13 protein-coding genes are annotated in these 15467 nt (G+C 59.1%); 3 read left to right on the top strand and 10 right to left on the bottom strand.

Annotated features, from left to right (window positions below; genetic code table 11):
* Nucleotides 1-124 precede the first annotated feature (124 nt).
* Nucleotides 125-1840 (bottom strand): alkaline phosphatase PafA, encoded by a 1716-nt coding sequence (pafA, locus tag LJ738_RS11335; RefSeq protein ID WP_227786432.1) that lies wholly within the window; start codon nt 1838-1840, stop codon nt 125-127.
* A 167-nt stretch (nt 1841-2007) separates the two neighbouring features.
* Between pafA and LJ738_RS11330 the strand changes: the two genes are divergently transcribed.
* Complete coding sequence (locus LJ738_RS11330) at nt 2008-2721, top strand: HAD family hydrolase (protein WP_227786431.1); 714 nt, start codon at nt 2008-2010, stop codon at nt 2719-2721.
* A 71-nt stretch (nt 2722-2792) separates the two neighbouring features.
* Here the strand turns inward: LJ738_RS11330 and LJ738_RS11325 are convergent, their stop codons facing one another.
* The 9 genes from LJ738_RS11325 to LJ738_RS11285 all read right to left on the bottom strand — a co-directional run bounded on the left by LJ738_RS11325 (nt 2793) and on the right by LJ738_RS11285 (nt 9623).
* Nucleotides 2793-3092 carry a T9SS type A sorting domain-containing protein gene (locus LJ738_RS11325; RefSeq protein WP_227786430.1) on the bottom strand — a complete coding sequence of 100 codons (300 nt, stop codon included), beginning with the start codon at nt 3090-3092 and terminating at the stop codon, nt 2793-2795.
* A 378-nt stretch (nt 3093-3470) separates the two neighbouring features.
* Entirely contained in the window at nt 3471-4394 is a 924-nt protein-coding gene (gene atpG, locus LJ738_RS11320; protein ID WP_227786429.1) for an ATP synthase F1 subunit gamma, read from the bottom strand.
* 102 nt (nt 4395-4496) lie between these two features.
* Nucleotides 4497-6077, bottom strand: a complete 1581-nt coding sequence (gene atpA / locus LJ738_RS11315; RefSeq protein WP_227786428.1) for a F0F1 ATP synthase subunit alpha — start codon at nt 6075-6077, stop codon at nt 4497-4499.
* Nucleotides 6078-6191: 114 nt separating this feature from the next.
* Nucleotides 6192-6752 carry an ATP synthase F1 subunit delta gene (gene atpH / locus LJ738_RS11310; RefSeq protein WP_227786427.1) on the bottom strand — a complete coding sequence of 187 codons (561 nt, stop codon included), beginning with the start codon at nt 6750-6752 and terminating at the stop codon, nt 6192-6194.
* 96 nt (nt 6753-6848) lie between these two features.
* A complete protein-coding gene (locus LJ738_RS11305; RefSeq protein ID WP_227786426.1) occupies nt 6849-7343 on the bottom strand; it encodes a F0F1 ATP synthase subunit B in 495 nt (164 codons plus the stop codon).
* Nucleotides 7344-7509: 166 nt separating this feature from the next.
* Complete coding sequence (gene atpE, locus LJ738_RS11300) at nt 7510-7782, bottom strand: ATP synthase F0 subunit C (RefSeq protein WP_191007053.1); 273 nt, start codon at nt 7780-7782, stop codon at nt 7510-7512.
* Between the two features lie 90 nt (nt 7783-7872).
* Complete coding sequence (gene atpB / locus LJ738_RS11295; RefSeq protein WP_317206800.1) at nt 7873-8826, bottom strand: F0F1 ATP synthase subunit A; 954 nt, start codon at nt 8824-8826, stop codon at nt 7873-7875.
* A gap of 173 nt (nt 8827-8999) precedes the next feature.
* On the bottom strand, nt 9000-9389 hold the full coding sequence (locus LJ738_RS11290) for a hypothetical protein (protein ID WP_227786424.1): 390 nt from the start codon (nt 9387-9389) through the stop codon (nt 9000-9002).
* 6 nt (nt 9390-9395) lie between these two features.
* Nucleotides 9396-9623: an AtpZ/AtpI family protein gene (locus tag LJ738_RS11285; protein WP_068190094.1), complete on the bottom strand. Its 228-nt coding sequence runs from the start codon at nt 9621-9623 to the stop codon at nt 9396-9398.
* Between the two features lie 230 nt (nt 9624-9853).
* Between LJ738_RS11285 and porW the strand changes: the two genes are divergently transcribed.
* Together porW and LJ738_RS11275 are read left to right on the top strand one after the other, a co-directional pair.
* Nucleotides 9854-12976, top strand: a complete 3123-nt coding sequence (gene porW, locus LJ738_RS11280) for a type IX secretion system periplasmic lipoprotein PorW/SprE (RefSeq protein ID WP_227786423.1) — start codon at nt 9854-9856, stop codon at nt 12974-12976.
* 83 nt (nt 12977-13059) lie between these two features.
* The gene (locus tag LJ738_RS11275) at nt 13060-15399 is read left to right on the top strand and encodes a penicillin-binding protein 1A (RefSeq protein WP_227786422.1); all 2340 of its coding nucleotides are present in this window, start codon (nt 13060-13062) and stop codon (nt 15397-15399) included.
* Nucleotides 15400-15467: the final 68 nt, after the last annotated feature.

Genomic DNA, 15467 nt, shown 5'->3' with positions numbered 1-15467 from the left:
GAATAAGACAGAACAAAAAGCTCTCCTCCTTGCCAAGAAGGGGACGTTGCCACGCGAGCGGCAATTGGGGTGGTTGAGCCGTCGGCTCGAACATCTCCCCCTTGCTAAGGAGGGGAGTTACTACTTAGTATTTCAGCACTTCAGCTAATGGAACCCCTGAGCAGCCGCTAGGTTCTTGGATGTGCAGGAAGCGCGCCACGGTAGCCGCAATGTCGACCACGTGCACAGGCGCCGTGGACTCGCCGTGCTTTACGTGCCAGCCCCAAAAAAGTAGCGGCACGTGGGTATCATATTGCCAGGAAGCGCCGTGGGTCGTGCCTTTGATAACCGGAAACGAATAGGCTTCGAGCCAGCCGGGCATCAGCACGGCCAGGACATCGCCGGAACGCGGCGCATAAAAGCCGTTTTCCTCAAACATGCCGGCGCCGGTGCTCCAGTGCGCGTTTTGCAGGTCGGAGGCGGTGCGGGCCAGGGCCACACCGGGCAGCGTGCGCAGAATGCCGGCCACTTCTTCCTGGGTTTTGGCCAGGTCCAGGCCTTTCTGGGCCAGCAGGGGGCGGTTGAGGTACACCTGCAGGTTTTCAAAGTCGAGCACCCAGGCACCGGGGCCGTGGCGGCGCGTGAGCACGCGCTGCACCGAGTCGCGCATTTGGGCGATGCCCACGCCGCCACCGGGCAAGTGGTGCTCCTGCAAGAAGCCCACCGCATGGGCAGCGCCGTGGTCGGCGGTGAGGAACACCAGCGCCTGCCCCTTGCCCACGGTCTTGTCGAGGGCGGCCAGCAGGCGGGCCAGGTCGCGGTCGAGGCGCAGGTATGTGTCTTCGGTTTCGACGGCATTGGCGCCAAACTGGTGGCCCACGTAGTCGGTGCAAGAGAAGCTGACGGCAAGCATGTCCGTGATGCCGGCGCGCTGGCCCAACTGCTCGGCCCGCAGGGTTTCAATGGCAAAATCGGCGGTGAGGCTGTTGCCGAAGGGCGTGGACCGAATCAGGTCCAGGTTCTGGGGAGCGGGTTGGGGCGAGATTTCCCCGGCCGCCTTCTCCAACGACTTCACGGAGGCCACCGGGGCGGCGCTCAGCCGCGGTAGGTCGTGGGGGAAGGTGGGCGTGGTTTCGCCCTTAAACACGCTTTCCCACGGCACGTCGTCGGCCGAGCTTTCGGTATATTGAGCCAGGGGCAGCAGGGTTTCCCAGGGCTTGCTGAGGTACTGCGCCGGCCGGCCCTCGGTATTGAACTTAGTAACCCACTCGGGCAGCTGCTTCATGTAAAACGTGCTGCTGATGAAGGCGCCGTTTTCGCCGTCGTACCAATAAGCGGCGTTAGCGCCGTTGCCGGCCGGCAGAATGCTGCCCCGGTCCTTCATGCTCAGCCCAATTACCTTGCTCTGGAAGTTTGTAGCCAGCCGCAGCTCATCGCCGATGGTGGTGGTGAGCAGGTGGCGCGGGCTCTGCTGCCCGGCCACCACGCTGCCGCCCACGGGTTGCACGGTACGGTCTTCGGTTACGTAGGTGCCGCGGCCGGTTTCGCGCTCCCACCAGTTGTTGCCGATGATGCCGTTGGCCGAGGGCGTGGCGCCCGTGTAAATGCTGGCGTGGCCCGGCCCGGTGTAGGTGGGCACGTAGTTGTAGTGGCAGCTTTCGAAGCTAAACCCCTGGCCCAGTAGGCGCTTGAAACCATCGTTGCCCAGCTTGCTCCAGTAGCGGTAGAGGTAGTCGTACCGCATCTGGTCAATCACGATGCCGACGACGAGCTTGGGCCGGGGCACCGGCTGGCTGGCTTTCTGGCCAAATGAAGGAACTGCCAGCAAGGCCGCCAGCGAAAAGGCTAATATCTTTTTCAAGAGAAAACAGGTAAGACTACGTGGGCGCAAAGATACCCCCGCACTCTGTGATGCCGAGCGCCGCGCCGCATCTCGCTCCCGTCTCTTGTCATGCTGGTGCACGCGAACTGCTTCGCGGCGCGCTGCCTGACCGCCTAAAACACGCTAATCCTCCATCCCTCATTGACTTGAAACCCACCCTCATCTTCGACATGGACGGCGTGCTCGTCGACAACACGCCCTACCAGGCCCGGGCTTTTCAGCTCTTATTCCGCGACCTGGGCCTGACCACCAATGCCCGCCAGCTGCTGCGCCGGCTCAACGGCATGCCGGCTACCGACATCCTCAAAACAGTGTTTCGCAACCCTGTGCCCGAGAAGAAGCTTAAGGAATACGCCTCGCAGCGCGAGTTCCTGTACCGCACCCTCTATTGGACCAAGCGGCGCGCCATGCCCGGCCTGCGCCCGTTTCTGGAGGCCGCCCGTGCGGCCGGGTTTAAAATTGGGCTGGGCACCGGCTCGGCTCCCGAAACCATCACCTACATCATCGACCACCTCGACCTGCGCCATTACTTCGACGTAGTGGTGGGCAAGGACGATGTGGAAAAAGGCAAACCCCACGCCGACACCTTCACTGCGGTAGCCGCCAAGCTGGGCGCAAAGCCCGAAGACTGCATTGTGTTCGAAGATGCCGTATTGGGCGAGCAGGCGGCCTACAAAGCCGGCATGCGCGTGGTAGCGGTGGCCTCCTCGCTGAAGGAAAAGGATTTCCAAGCCCCGCTCGCCGTCATCAAAGACTTCACCGGCTTCACCCCCGAGCGGCTGCTGGAGCTACTCGCGCAGCAGCCCAATGCCCCGAAGCCGGACAAGCAGCGCGCTCAGCGCCAGTACATGCACTTATAAAACCCACTACAAAATCATAATGCCCAATGATAGCACTGCCAAGATTGGTAGGGCTATCATTGGGCATCTGCTTATTCCACCGTCAGGGTGCGGGCCACACGCTGGTCGCCAACTTGTACTTGCACCCGGTACAAACCAGCCGGGCGGCCCAACAAGGGCACCTCAGCAGCCCCACCAGTTTCCATGAGACTCACAGGCTGCTCGAATACCACGGTGCCCTGTGCGTCGCTCATCCTCACCGTAGCGCGGGTAGCGCCGGGCACCGCCGGCACTTTCACCGTGGCGCGGATGTGCGCCGGGTTGGGGTACACACTTAAATCTGCCAGGGTTTCGGGGGCCTGCGCACGGGCCGCTGGCCCGGCCAATAGCATAAATAATGGCAACGGCATGGCCAGCTGCCGACTGCTTGAAAGGAGCGCAGAGGAAGTGATGGTGAACATAGCGAAGGTGTGAAAGGACGAAAGAATAGAAGTAGCAGCGTCGCCAGCAGTGCGGCGATGCCGATTCAACGCAGCCCTGCACGAGTCGGTATGCGGCTCTTGTCCAATTGCTGCGCTATCACGACCAACCCCCGGTCATTCACGACGAAACCTGAAAAAGGATGCTCTTAGCACGAATTGTTGGCGTTTCCACTTCTTTCGACTGCATAAAAAAGGCCCGCCTCTATGAGAGGCGGGCCTTTTTCTATAATCAGCATTGTGTCAAGAACAAGCGCAGCTACCGGGAGGCAGTTCAACCGCGTGCTTGGGCTAGCCAGCAGCCAGTGCCTCGGCGCCACCCACGATTTCGAGAATCTCGGTCGTGATAGCTGCCTGACGCGTGCGGTTGTAAGTCAGCTTGAGGGCCTTGAGCAATTCACCGGCGTTTTCGGTGGCTTTGTCCATGGCCGTCATCCGAGCGCCGTGCTCCGAAGCGTTACTTTCCAGCACCGCCTTGTAGAGCTTGATTTTCAGCGACTGCGGAATTAGCGTTTGCACGATTTCCTCCTTGCTGGGCTCGAACAGATAATCCACGTTGGCCGTGGTTTCGGCCAGCACATTAGCAATTTTCGCCTCTCGTGGCGTAGCAGGTGCCAGCACCGATGCCACTTGCACCAGGGGCAGCAGCTGCTCGGTGCGCACAATCTGCGTGGCCACGTTCTTAAACTCGTTGTACACCATCACCACCTCGTCGTAGGTGCCGTTGCGGAAGCCATCCATGGCCACTTCTGCCGCCTCGCGCACCGTCTCAAACGACAGCTTAGCGAAGACGTGCGTGAAGTTGCCCACGATGTTGCCTTTGCGGGTGTAGTAGTCGTGCGCCTTCTTGCCAATGGCAAGCACCGAAATGCTGGCGGCCGGCAGGTTAGCGTAGCGCTCGGCAATGAGGGCATTCACGCCCTTGAACACGTTCGAGTTGAACGCGCCCGCCAGACCACGGTCCGAGGTAACGGCAATAACCAGCACCTTGCGCACGTCGCGGGCGACGCCGTAGTCGCTTACGATGTCGGCATCAGCCGTGCGCGTCAGGTTCGCCAGAATGGTGTTCAGGCGCTGGGCGTAGGGCCGCATCCGGATGATGTTGTCCTGGGCACGACGCAGCTTGGCCGCCGCCACCATTTTCATGGCTTTGGTAATCTGCTGCGTGCTCGTCACCGACTGAATGCGGCTGCGGACTTCTTTTAAGCTTGCCATTCTTTGGGAATTAAGAACGAAGAATGAAGAATGAAGAATTGCTGCTCCAGTAACGGCAGCTACAATTCCTCATTCTTCATTCGTCGTTCCTCATTAATTAATTTACGAAGCGTAGCTCGCCGACACGTCCTTGGCTACCTCGCGGATGGCCTTGGTGCCAGCGTCCTCCAGCTTGCCAGCCTTCAGGGCCTTCAGCACGTCGGGGTAGCGTGAGTTCATCACTTGGCCAAACTCCTTCTCGAACTCACGCACGCGGTTAACCGGAACGCTGTCGAGGAGACCGTTGGTGGCGGCGTAGATGATGGCCACCTGGTCTTCCACCTTCACAGGCGAGAACTGGGGCTGCTTCAGGATTTCGAGGTTGCGACGGCCACGCTCAATGGTGAGCTTGGTCGAGGCGTCGAGGTCGGAACCGAACTTGGCGAAGGCTTCCAGTTCGCGGAACTGGGCCTGGTCAAGCTTCAAGGTACCGGCCACTTTCTTCATCGACTTAATCTGGGCGTTACCACCCACGCGCGATACCGAGATACCCACGTTGATAGCCGGACGCACACCCGAGTTGAACAAGTTCGTCTCGAGGAAAATCTGGCCGTCGGTGATGGAAATCACGTTGGTCGGGATGTAAGCCGATACGTCACCCGCCTGCGTCTCAATCAGGGGAAGGGCCGTCAGCGAACCGCCGCCTTTCACCAAATGCTTGATGCTGTCGGGCAGGTCGTTCATGTTCCGGGCGATTTCGTCCGAAGCGTTGATTTTAGCGGCCCGCTCCAGCAAGCGGCTGTGCAGGTAGAATACGTCGCCGGGGTATGCCTCACGTCCGGGAGGACGACGGAGCAGCAGCGACACCTCGCGGTAAGCCACGGCCTGCTTCGACAAGTCGTCGTAAACCACCAGGGCGGGACGACCCGTGTCGCGGAAGAACTCGCCGATGGCAGCACCGGTAAAGGGAGCGTAGAATTGCAGCGGAGCCGGGTCAGCGGCCGGAGCAGCTACTACCACCGTGTAGTCCATGGCACCACCTTTGGTCAGCGACTGCACCACTTGGGCGATAGTCGAAGCCTTCTGGCCGATGGCCACGTAAATGCAAAATACGGGCTGGCCCGCTTCGTAGAATTCGCGCTGGTTTAGGATGGTATCGATGGCCACAGCCGATTTACCCGTCTGGCGGTCACCGATAATCAGCTCGCGCTGACCACGGCCAATCGGAATCATGGCATCAATCGACTTGATGCCGGTTTGCATCGGCTCAGTTACGGGCTGACGGAAGATTACACCGGGAGCCTTGCGCTCGAGGGGCATTTCGTACAGCTCGCCCTGGATGGGGCCACGGCCGTCGATGGGCTGGCCGAGGGTGTTTACCACACGGCCCACGATGCCTTCGCCTACTTTAATCGAGGCAATTTTGCGGGTACGCTTCACGGTGGCGCCCTCTTGGATGCCCGAGTAGTCGCCGAGCAGTACGGCACCTACGTTGTCTTCTTCGAGGTTGAGTACGAGGCCTTGCAGGCCGTTCTCAAACTCAATCAGTTCGCCCGCTTGGGCTTTGCTCAGTCCGTAGATGCGGGCCACACCGTCGCCGATTTGCAACACGGTGCCGACTTCTTCCAGCTCGGCTTCGGACTTGAAATTGGACAGCTGCTGCCGCAGGATTGCGGATACTTCGTCCGGACGTACTTCTGCCATGGTTTGGGAATGTTTAGTATTAAGTATCGGGTAGTCAGTAGTCGGTAAAGGGCGGTTGGTGGTCGGTGGCAGGCCGTCGTTTCCGACTCTCCCCTACCGACTGGTAACTACCAGCTACAGACTACCAGAGTAACTATTTTCTTGCAAAGAGATGCGCATCTTGCGAAGGCTGGTGCGCACCGAATCATCAATCTGGATGTCGCCCACCCGCAGCACGAAGCCGCCGATGAGGTCCGGGTTCACCTTCTCGGTGAGCTTCACGTTGGTGAGGCCGGTTTGCTGGGTTACCAGCTTTTCCAGTTCAGCGCGCGAGGCTGCATTCAGCGGGGTGGCCGAAGTCACTTCCGCCATCTGAATGCCCTGCATGGCGTTGTACTGCACCTGAAACTCGGTGCCCATGCTTTCCAGCGCCGCCTCCCGGTTCTTGCTGGTGAGGATGGTGAAGAAACGCATGGTCATGTCCGATACCTTGCCTTTGAAGATGGCGTTCAGGATGGCCAGCTTCTTGTCGTGCTTCACAATCGGGTTGCGCAGCAACAGCCGCAGCTCACGGCTTTCGGCCATGGTCTTGCTCAGCAAGTCCATGTCCTCCTTCACGCTTTCCAGCGTGCCCATTTCCTTGCCCAAGTCGAGGAGCGACTTGGCGTAGCGGGCCGCTACTCGTTGGTCAGCCATTGGATTGTATTAGTTGTCAATTGAGTGGTTAGCAGTTGTCAGGGCTGTTATGGATGGCTGATAATAGCCTAACAACTGACAACTAAACGCTATCAACTAGTTCAGTTTAACGTCTTTCAGGTACGAATCCACCAGCTGCGTTTGGGCGGCTGGCTCAGCGAGTTCACGGCGCAGAATGCGCTCGGCGATGTCGACCGACAGTTGGGCGGCGGTGTTTTTCACCTCGGCCAGCGCGGCGTTTTTCTCGGCTTGGATGGCTTCGCGGGCTTGCTGCGTGATGCGGTTGGCTTCTTCCACGGCTTTGGTCTTTTCCGTTTCGCGGAATTGGTTGACCATAACCTGGGCTTCCTGCATCATGCGGTCGCGCTCCTGGCGGGCATCAGCGAGCAATTTTTCGTTGCCGGCTTTCAGCTGCTGCATCTCAATTTTGGCCTGGTCGGCCATGCGCAGGGCGCTTTCGATGCTGTCTTCCCGCTCGCGCAACGAAGCCATAATGGGCTTCCAAGCGAACTTGGTCAGGATGAACAGGAGCAGTAAGAACAGGACCGTCTGCCAGAACAGCAGGCCCAATTGGGGGGTGATTAAGTCCATACTCTGTTAGTAATAAGTAGTGAGTAGTAAGTAGCAAGCACCGGGCACGTAGAAGTCGATTATCTAGATACTCGCTACTTACTGCTTGATACTAAAGAAAAGCAGCCCGCGCCGCGCCGCGAGGGGCGGACGCGCCAGCGGGCTGCCGAACTTGTAGCGGCTACTTCTACAGTTTGAAGCTCACCAGCAGGCAGACTACCACTGCGAACAGTGCCAGACCTTCGATAAGAGCGGCGGCAATCAGCATTACCGTCTGGATTTTACCCGAAGCATCGGGCTGACGGCCAATGGCGTCCATGGCGCTACCGCCGATGCGGCCGATACCAACACCAGCACCCAAAGCAACCAGACCAGCACCAATACAGGCACCCATTACGGCAAGGTTATTACCGTTTCCGGCTACAGCGGCAACAGCCTGCAAGAACAAAGAGAGAAGCATAAATTTTGAAAAAGAGAAAAAAAAGAAATTGAAAATCAGCTAACCGCGACTGGGGGGAGGAGCGCCGCGGGTTCGCAGGAAAAACGTGGATTAGTGGGTGGCGTGGGTCGTTTCCGAACCATCGTCGTAGCCCATCTGGTAGTCGGCATCGTGGTGGTCTTCCACGGCACCGCCGATGTACATGGCCGACAGCAGCGTGAAGATGTAGGCCTGTAACAGCGCCACTAGCAGCTCGAGCATGCTGATAAACAAGCCAAAAGCAAGCGACAGCGGGCTCACAGCCACCGACTTGAACAGGAAAATCAGGCTGATAAAGCTCAGGATGATGATGTGACCGGCCGTGATGTTGGCGAAGAGTCGCACCATCAGGGAAATGGGCTTAATGAAAATACCCACGATTTCTACCGGCACAATGATGGGCAGAAGCCACAGCGGCACGCCCGGAGGACGGAAGATGTGGCTCCAGTAGTACTTGTTAGAGCTGAACAACGTGATGAGCAGCGTGGCCACGGCCAGCATGAACGTTACGGTGATGTTACCGCTCAGGTTGGCCGCTCCAGGCGTAAGACCCAGCAGGTTATTGAACCAGATGAAGAAGAAGATGGTGAGCAGGTACGGCATGTAACGCTCGTACTTCGGGCCAATGCTCTTCTTCGCTACTTCGTCGCGGATGAAGAGAACGATGGGCTCTAGCATGGACTGGATGCCTTTGGGCGCGCGGCCGTGGCGCTTGGTATAGCCGCTGGCTACCGCCCGGAAAATCAGAATCAGAATCAGGCAGCTCAGCATGAGCGAGGCCACGTTCTTGGTGATGGAGAAGTCGTAGACTTTGCTGCCGTCTTCGGCGACCAAGTGGCCTTCCTCAATCTTCAGACCGTTGTAAGTACCATTGGCCGAGTGGTGAAACTGGCTCGAGGAAAACACCGATAGGCCTTTGCTGGGCTGGTAGGCAATAATGGGCAGCGGCAGGGTAACGTGGGTGCCGGTGTGCTCGTTGCCCAACGTGGCGAAGTGCCATTCGTGCTCATCGGCAACGTGCTCCATGATTACTTTGCCTGGGTCGAAATTTTCCGACTGGGCGGCTTCAACAGCACCCGTTTCGTGCTGAACTGCAAATGAAGGCAGTGTGAAGAAAAAACAGAGGGCGAGCAGTAAATGCTTCATTAAGTCTGACTTAGGGACGGCAGCGGCGGAAGGAGCTCGCGAGCCGTTTACCCTTATTTTGAAAACGGGCGCAAGTTACTAAGGATAGCCCAGATTTCAAATCCAGCATACAAAAAGTACAGAATGAAGAAGGCAATGAGCAAGCTCATAGTGCCCTGGTTATGCACCCCACCGGCCCGGTACAGATAGATACCCAGCACCAGGATTGACCCCAGAAACCGCAGCACCACGCCACCGAAATACGCGGCAATGAAATAGTCCTGCTTTACGGCCGTGACGCGGGCAGTGAGGTAATATGTGCCGCCCGTAAGAACAGCTAACAGTAGCAGAACCCGCGCCGAATACGGGTGAATAATCTGGGGGCCAAATTGGGCGCTTAGCAGGTAGATGATGGCGGCCAGCGCCAGGGTGAACGCAGCTAGGTACAGCAGGAAACGGGGCATCGAAAATTATTTCGTCAGGGAGCGGATGACTTGGTAGAGCGCCACAAACAGCCCCAGCACCATCAGGCCCACGGTGTAGTACGGGGTGGTGTTATGAAAATGGCCATCGAGCCAAGTGCCGGCCCAGGCACTGAGCCCGATAATGGCCAGCATGGTAAAGGCAATGCCGGAGTACTTGGCCACATTACTGGCCTGGTCGGCGGGCGTTTCGGGCTTAGTCGGTTCGGAAGCCATAGCAATAAGGAAAGAACAAGGGCAGAAAGGTAATGGGCAAAAATCCAGCAATCTTACCTGCCTGAAACGGGACCGTGCCCACCGAAATGAAAAAACGTAATTTTACTGCTCTACCTACGTTTACTCCTCTGCCTACGTTAGCGCTCTGGCACCTGGGCGCTAAAACGAACATTTCGGCTTGCTTCCGGCGTTCCGCGGCCAGCTGGTTGTCTTTATCCCTTCCTTTGACTTTGACACGACATTTGCTCAAATACCGCTGGGCTACGTTGCTCGCCTTCCTGCTGGGGATGGGTGCGGCGGGCTGTGCGTCGGACAAAAATCTGGTTTCGCACGCTTTCAACAACGTGGCCGCGCGCGACAATGCCTACTTCCTGGCCCGTGAGAAGCTGCACGAAACGGAAGAGAAGCTCTACGCCGCGCGCGTGAACGACTACAACCAGACCCTGCCGCTGTTTCCTACCCTGGACAGCACTTCCGTGCGAGCCAACCGGGCAGAGCTGAACGATATTATTAAGAAGGCTTCAATGCCGATTCAGCACCGGCCGGGCTCCGACTGGACCGATGACGCCTACATCCTGGTGGGCTGGGCGCGGTTTTATCAGATGCAGTTCGACGATGCGGCGCTCACGTTTAAGTACGTTAACTCGACCAGCAAAGACGCCAACGCCAAACACGAGGCGCTGATTGGGCTGATGCGCACCTTCGTGGCCCAGGGCGAATATGAGAGTGCCAAGGCCGTGTCGGATTTGCTCGACAAAGAAAGCGGCCTGCCCAAAGACGCCCGGCAGCTGTTTCTGACCCGTGCCGACTATTACATCCGCACCGATGAGCCGGCCAAGGCCATCCCGCAGCTAGAGCGGGCCATTCCACTTATTGAGCTAAAAAATGAACGGTCGCGTACCCGCTACGTGCTGGCGCAGCTATATCAGGACGCCGGCGAAAACAAAAAAGCCTACGACCAGCTCAACCTGATTCTGGCCCGCAACCCGCCTTATGAGCTCGACTTTTTTTCTAAGCTCATGCTGGCGCAAGTGTCGGACCTGAACCAGAAAGACCGCGCCCGGCTCGACAAATACTTTGCGGCCTTGCTAAAGGACTCCAAGAATAAGGACTACCGCGACAAGGTTTTCTACGAAATGGCGCGGCTCAACTACCGCGAAAAGAATTTTCCGGAAGCACTGCGGCTGTTGCAGAAGTCCATCAAGGCTACCACGACCAACCGCCTGCAGAAAAGCTACACGTATTTGCTGGCCGGCCGCATCTACTACGAAGACCTGCAGAAGTACCGCCTGGCAGCGGCGTACTACGACAGCACGGTACAGAACCTGGCCAAGGAAGCCAAGACCTATGCCGCCATTAAGGAGCGCAGCGAGATTTTACGGGACTTTGCCAAGCAGTACACCATCATCGAAACGCAGGACAGCCTGCAGGCCCTGGCCCGCCTGAGCCCGGAGGCGCTGGACCAAAAGCTCAACCTGTACGCCGACGTCGAAATTGAGCTAAAGCAGAAGGAGGCCGACCGCCTGGCGGCGCTGAAGAAAGCCAACGACAAAGCAACCGAGTTTGCCTCCCGCACCAGCAACACGGGCCTGAGCACCCTGCCCGGCAGCCCCACTAACGACAACCTGACGGCCTTCGACCCCATGGCCCCGGCCTCGGGCGGCAAGTGGTATTTCGACAACCCCGCCACCCTGGGCACGGCGCGCGCCGACTTCGTGCGGAAGTGGGGCAACCGCCAGTTGCAAGACAACTGGCGCATCAGCAGCCAGGCCAACAGCTCGCCCAATGCGCCCCGCAACGCGGGGGCACCCGCTGCCCTCAACAGCGGCGGTAGCAACGGCGCGCCGCGGCCCGCTGGCGCACGAGCCGACTCGGCGGCTACTGCCACCACTGCCGCTGCGGCAGCCGACCCAGTGGCGCAGAAAAGCACTTTGGTAGCACAATACCGCAGCCAGCTGCCCCTCACGCCAGCCCAACTTCAGGCCTCGGATGCGCAGGTAGAAGCGGCGCTGTATGAGCTGGCTGGCATCTACAAGGAACAGCTCAAGGAGCGGGAAAAGGGCTTCGACACCTACGAGAAGCAGGTAGCCCGCTACCCCCACGGCCAGCACGCCCCCGATGCCTACTACCTGCTGTACCTGTACTACAAAGACAAGCCGGATGCGGGCAAGATGGCCCAATACGCCGCAGCGCTGCAACGCGAATTTCCCACTTCCGTGTATGCCAAGCTGATTGCTGACCCGCTCTACCGCGAACACGAGCTGGCACTGCACAATGCCGTAGCCAGCCGCGTCGATTCGGCCTTTACCTTCTACAAAAACCAACAGTTTAAGAAGGCAACTGCCGTACTGGCCCGCACCGAAAAGCTGTACCCCAAGAGTGACTTAGCCGACCGGGTGGCTTACCTGAAAACGCTGTTGGTAGTCCGCACCCAGCCGCCGCTCACGGCGCGGGCGTCGGTGGAGAAGTTCTACCAATCGTACCCCGAAAGCCCCTTGGTGCCGCTGGCCCAGGAGCTGGCCGAAACCTACAAAAGGCAAAGTGCCGGGCAAATAGCCGGCGCCCTGGCTTCCACAGAGAAACCGGTGGTGTCGGTTTTCCGGCCGGGTGAAGTGGAGAACCGGATGCGCATTTTCTTCAAGGAAAACGAAACGCCGGCCAAGGCATTAAATCCCACTTTGGCTGCCCCAGCTGAGGCACCCAAAGCCACCCCGGCACCTGCCTCCCCTACTTCCAGCAGCGCCGAAAAGGTATTGCCCGGCGGCACGGTTAAGTCTGCTCCGGCTACTGCACTTAGCCCAACAACTTCCCCGAAGCTGCCGGATTCAGCTCAACCTGTTGTTCCTACGCCTGGGTCGGCACCTGCGCCTACTACCTCGTCTACAGCTCCGCCGGCATCCACCCCTGGCAATGCCACCGCACCCAGCGGTACCGCTCCGGCGGCTACCCCGGCTCCGGTGCCTTCGCTCCCGGCCGCCCCTGCCACGGCCTACACCACCCAGTTAAGCGGACCGCATGCAGTGGTGCTGGTGTTCCCCAAAGCCACGCCGCCCGCTGCCGACCTGTCAGCTCAACTGACGACTTACAACAACCGGTTTTTCCGGGCCAACAACCTACAGATTGAGACCCCGGCGCTCGGGGCTGACCAGGCGTTGGTAGTAGTGCGGACGCTGCCGGGTGCCAAAGTAGCCCAGAGCTATGCCACCAAGCTGCGCGGGCCGCAGTCGCCACTGGCCCGGTTGCGGGGCGCGGGCTACCAAACCCTGGTTATCAGCATGGAAAACCTGGCTTTGCTGCAAGCCAGCGGGGATTTGGCCGGATATTTGACCTTCTATCAGCGCGTTTATAAGTAATTTTTGTGGGCTGAAAAGGGCCTACAGCCTCCGGCCCACGCTGGAGGCTTTATTTTTGCTTAATTATTCTGTATTTATCCCTTATGCCCACTTCCTCCCCCGCCCGCCGCCCCAAGCCGACGCCCCTGAAAACTGTGCGCAAGGGGCGGTTCACGGCGTTCACGCGCACCATGTGGCTGCTATTTGGCGCCGGCGTGGTGGGGTTGGGCTTGTTTGTGCTGGCGGTGAGCGGCAACTTCCTGAATTTGTTTGGGCGCATGCCCAACCTGAAAACGCTGGAAAACCCCCGCTCGGAGCTGGCCTCGGAAATTTATTCGGCCGACGGGGTTTTGTTGGGCAAATACTTCCGCGAGAACCGCACGCCGGTGGAGTTCAAGGACCTGCCCCAGAACCTGATTGATGCCCTGATTGCCACCGAAGATGTCCGCTTCGAGCAGCACTCGGGCATTGACATGAAAAGCGTGTTCCGGGCCGTGGCCGGCGTGGCCACGTTCAACCACAACGGCGGCGGCTCCACGCTCACCCAGCAGGTAGCCAAGGTGTTGTTCCGCACCCGCGGCGACCTCAACGACGGCACCCTGAACGGCACTGGTAAAGTGGGCCTGCTCATTACAAAAGCCAAGGAGTGGATTCTGGCCATCCGCCTGGAGCGGAACTACACCAAGCGCGAAATCATGCGCATGTATCTCAATACGGTGGAGTATGGCTCTAACTCCTTTGGCATCAACACGGCCGCCAAAACCTTCTTCAACAAGAAGCCCAAGGAGCTGACCACGCCCGAGGCCGCCACTCTGGTGGGCATCGTGAACGCGCCCGGGCGCTTTAGCCCCGTGGCCCATCCCCAGCGCTCTAAAATGCGCCGCAACTGGGTGTTGCGCCAAATGGCTAAGTCGCACTACATCACCGCCACGGAGCTGGCCGCCGACACGGCCAAGCCCATTGTGCTGCACTACTCGGTGGAGAACCCGGCCAAAGGACTGGCGCCGTATTTCCGGGCCGAGGTGGCGAAGTCGCTGCTGGCTTGGGCTAAAGAAACTGACCACGACCTCTACGCCGACGGCCTGAAAATCTACACCACCATCGATTCGCGCATGCAGGCCTACGCCGAGAAATCGGTGGCCGAGCACCTGTCCTTACAGCAGAAGTGGTTTACCGCCCACTGGAAGGGCCAGCTGCCCTGGCGCGACGAAACCGGCAAGGTCATCCCCGACTTTCTGAACACGGCCATGCGGCGCACCCAGCGCTACAAGTCGCTGATGAACATCTACGACGGCAACCGCGACTCGGTAAATTACTACCTGCATAAGAAGTACAAGATGCAGGTGTTTACCTGGCAGGGCGAGAAGGAAATGATGATGTCGCCGCTCGACTCACTGGCGTACTACAAGCGCTACCTGCAAGCCGGGTTCATGGCCATGAACCCGCTCAACGGCCAGGTGAAGGCCTGGGTAGGCGGGCCCAATTACAAGTTCTTCAAATTTGACCACGTGCGTCAGGGCAAGCGCCAGCCCGGCTCCACGTTCAAGCCCATTGTGTACACGGCAGCCATCGACCAGGGCTTTTCGCCTTGCTACCCGCGGCCGGATGTGGCCACCACGTTTCCGGCGGTAGCAGGCCGTGAGGCGTACACGCCCAAAAACTTTGAGGGCGGCTTTTCGGGGCGCGTGTTCACCCTGCGTCAGGCCCTGGCCCGCTCCATGAACTCCATCACGGCCTGGCTGGTAATGAAGCTCACGCCCGAAACCGTCGCCACCTACGCCAAGCGCCTCGGCATCACCTCCCCGGTCGACGCCGTGCCGTCGATGGGCTTTGGCACGTCCGATTGCAGCATTTTCGAGCTGTGCGGGGTCTACTCTACGTTCGTCAACAAAGGCGTCTGGACTGCCCCTATTATGGTCACCCGCATCGAGGACAAGAACGGCAACGTGCTGCGCGAGTTTGTGCCCCAAACGAAAGAAGTGCTGAGCGAGGAAACGGCCTACATCATGACCAACATGCTGCAAGCCAGCACCACCGAGCCCGGCGGCACCAGCACCATCCTGCACACGGGCTTTAACTTCCCGTATGAAATCGGGGCCAAAACCGGCACCACCTCCAACTACTCCGACGCCTGGTTTATGGGCATCACGCCCGACCTCGTGTGCGGCATGTGGATAGGCGGCGAAGACCGCAGCATTCACTTCCGCACCGGTGCGTATGGCCAGGGCGCACGGCTGGCGCTGCCGCTCTACGGCCTGTTTATGCAGAAGGTGTACAAGGATAAGAGCATCGGCATCAGCACCGCCCCATTCCCCAAGCCTGCGGCCCCACTGAGCATCGAAATCGACTGCTCGAAATACTACGGTGGCCAGCGCGACACCATTCCCGATGCGCAGAAGCTGGACCGCCGCGACCCGGTCGACTTGAGCGAGGAAGATATTTAGCGCCTTGCCATCATTCCCTTTTACTTCGTGGCCGGCGACCTTTCGTCGGCCATTTTTGTTGTTCTCAG

Origin of the sequence: Hymenobacter plasmatis (genome assembly GCF_020711255.1) — a bacterium.
Classification (GTDB): Bacteria; Bacteroidota; Bacteroidia; order Cytophagales; family Hymenobacteraceae; genus Hymenobacter.
This window is presented reverse-complemented; position numbering and strand designations above follow the sequence as displayed.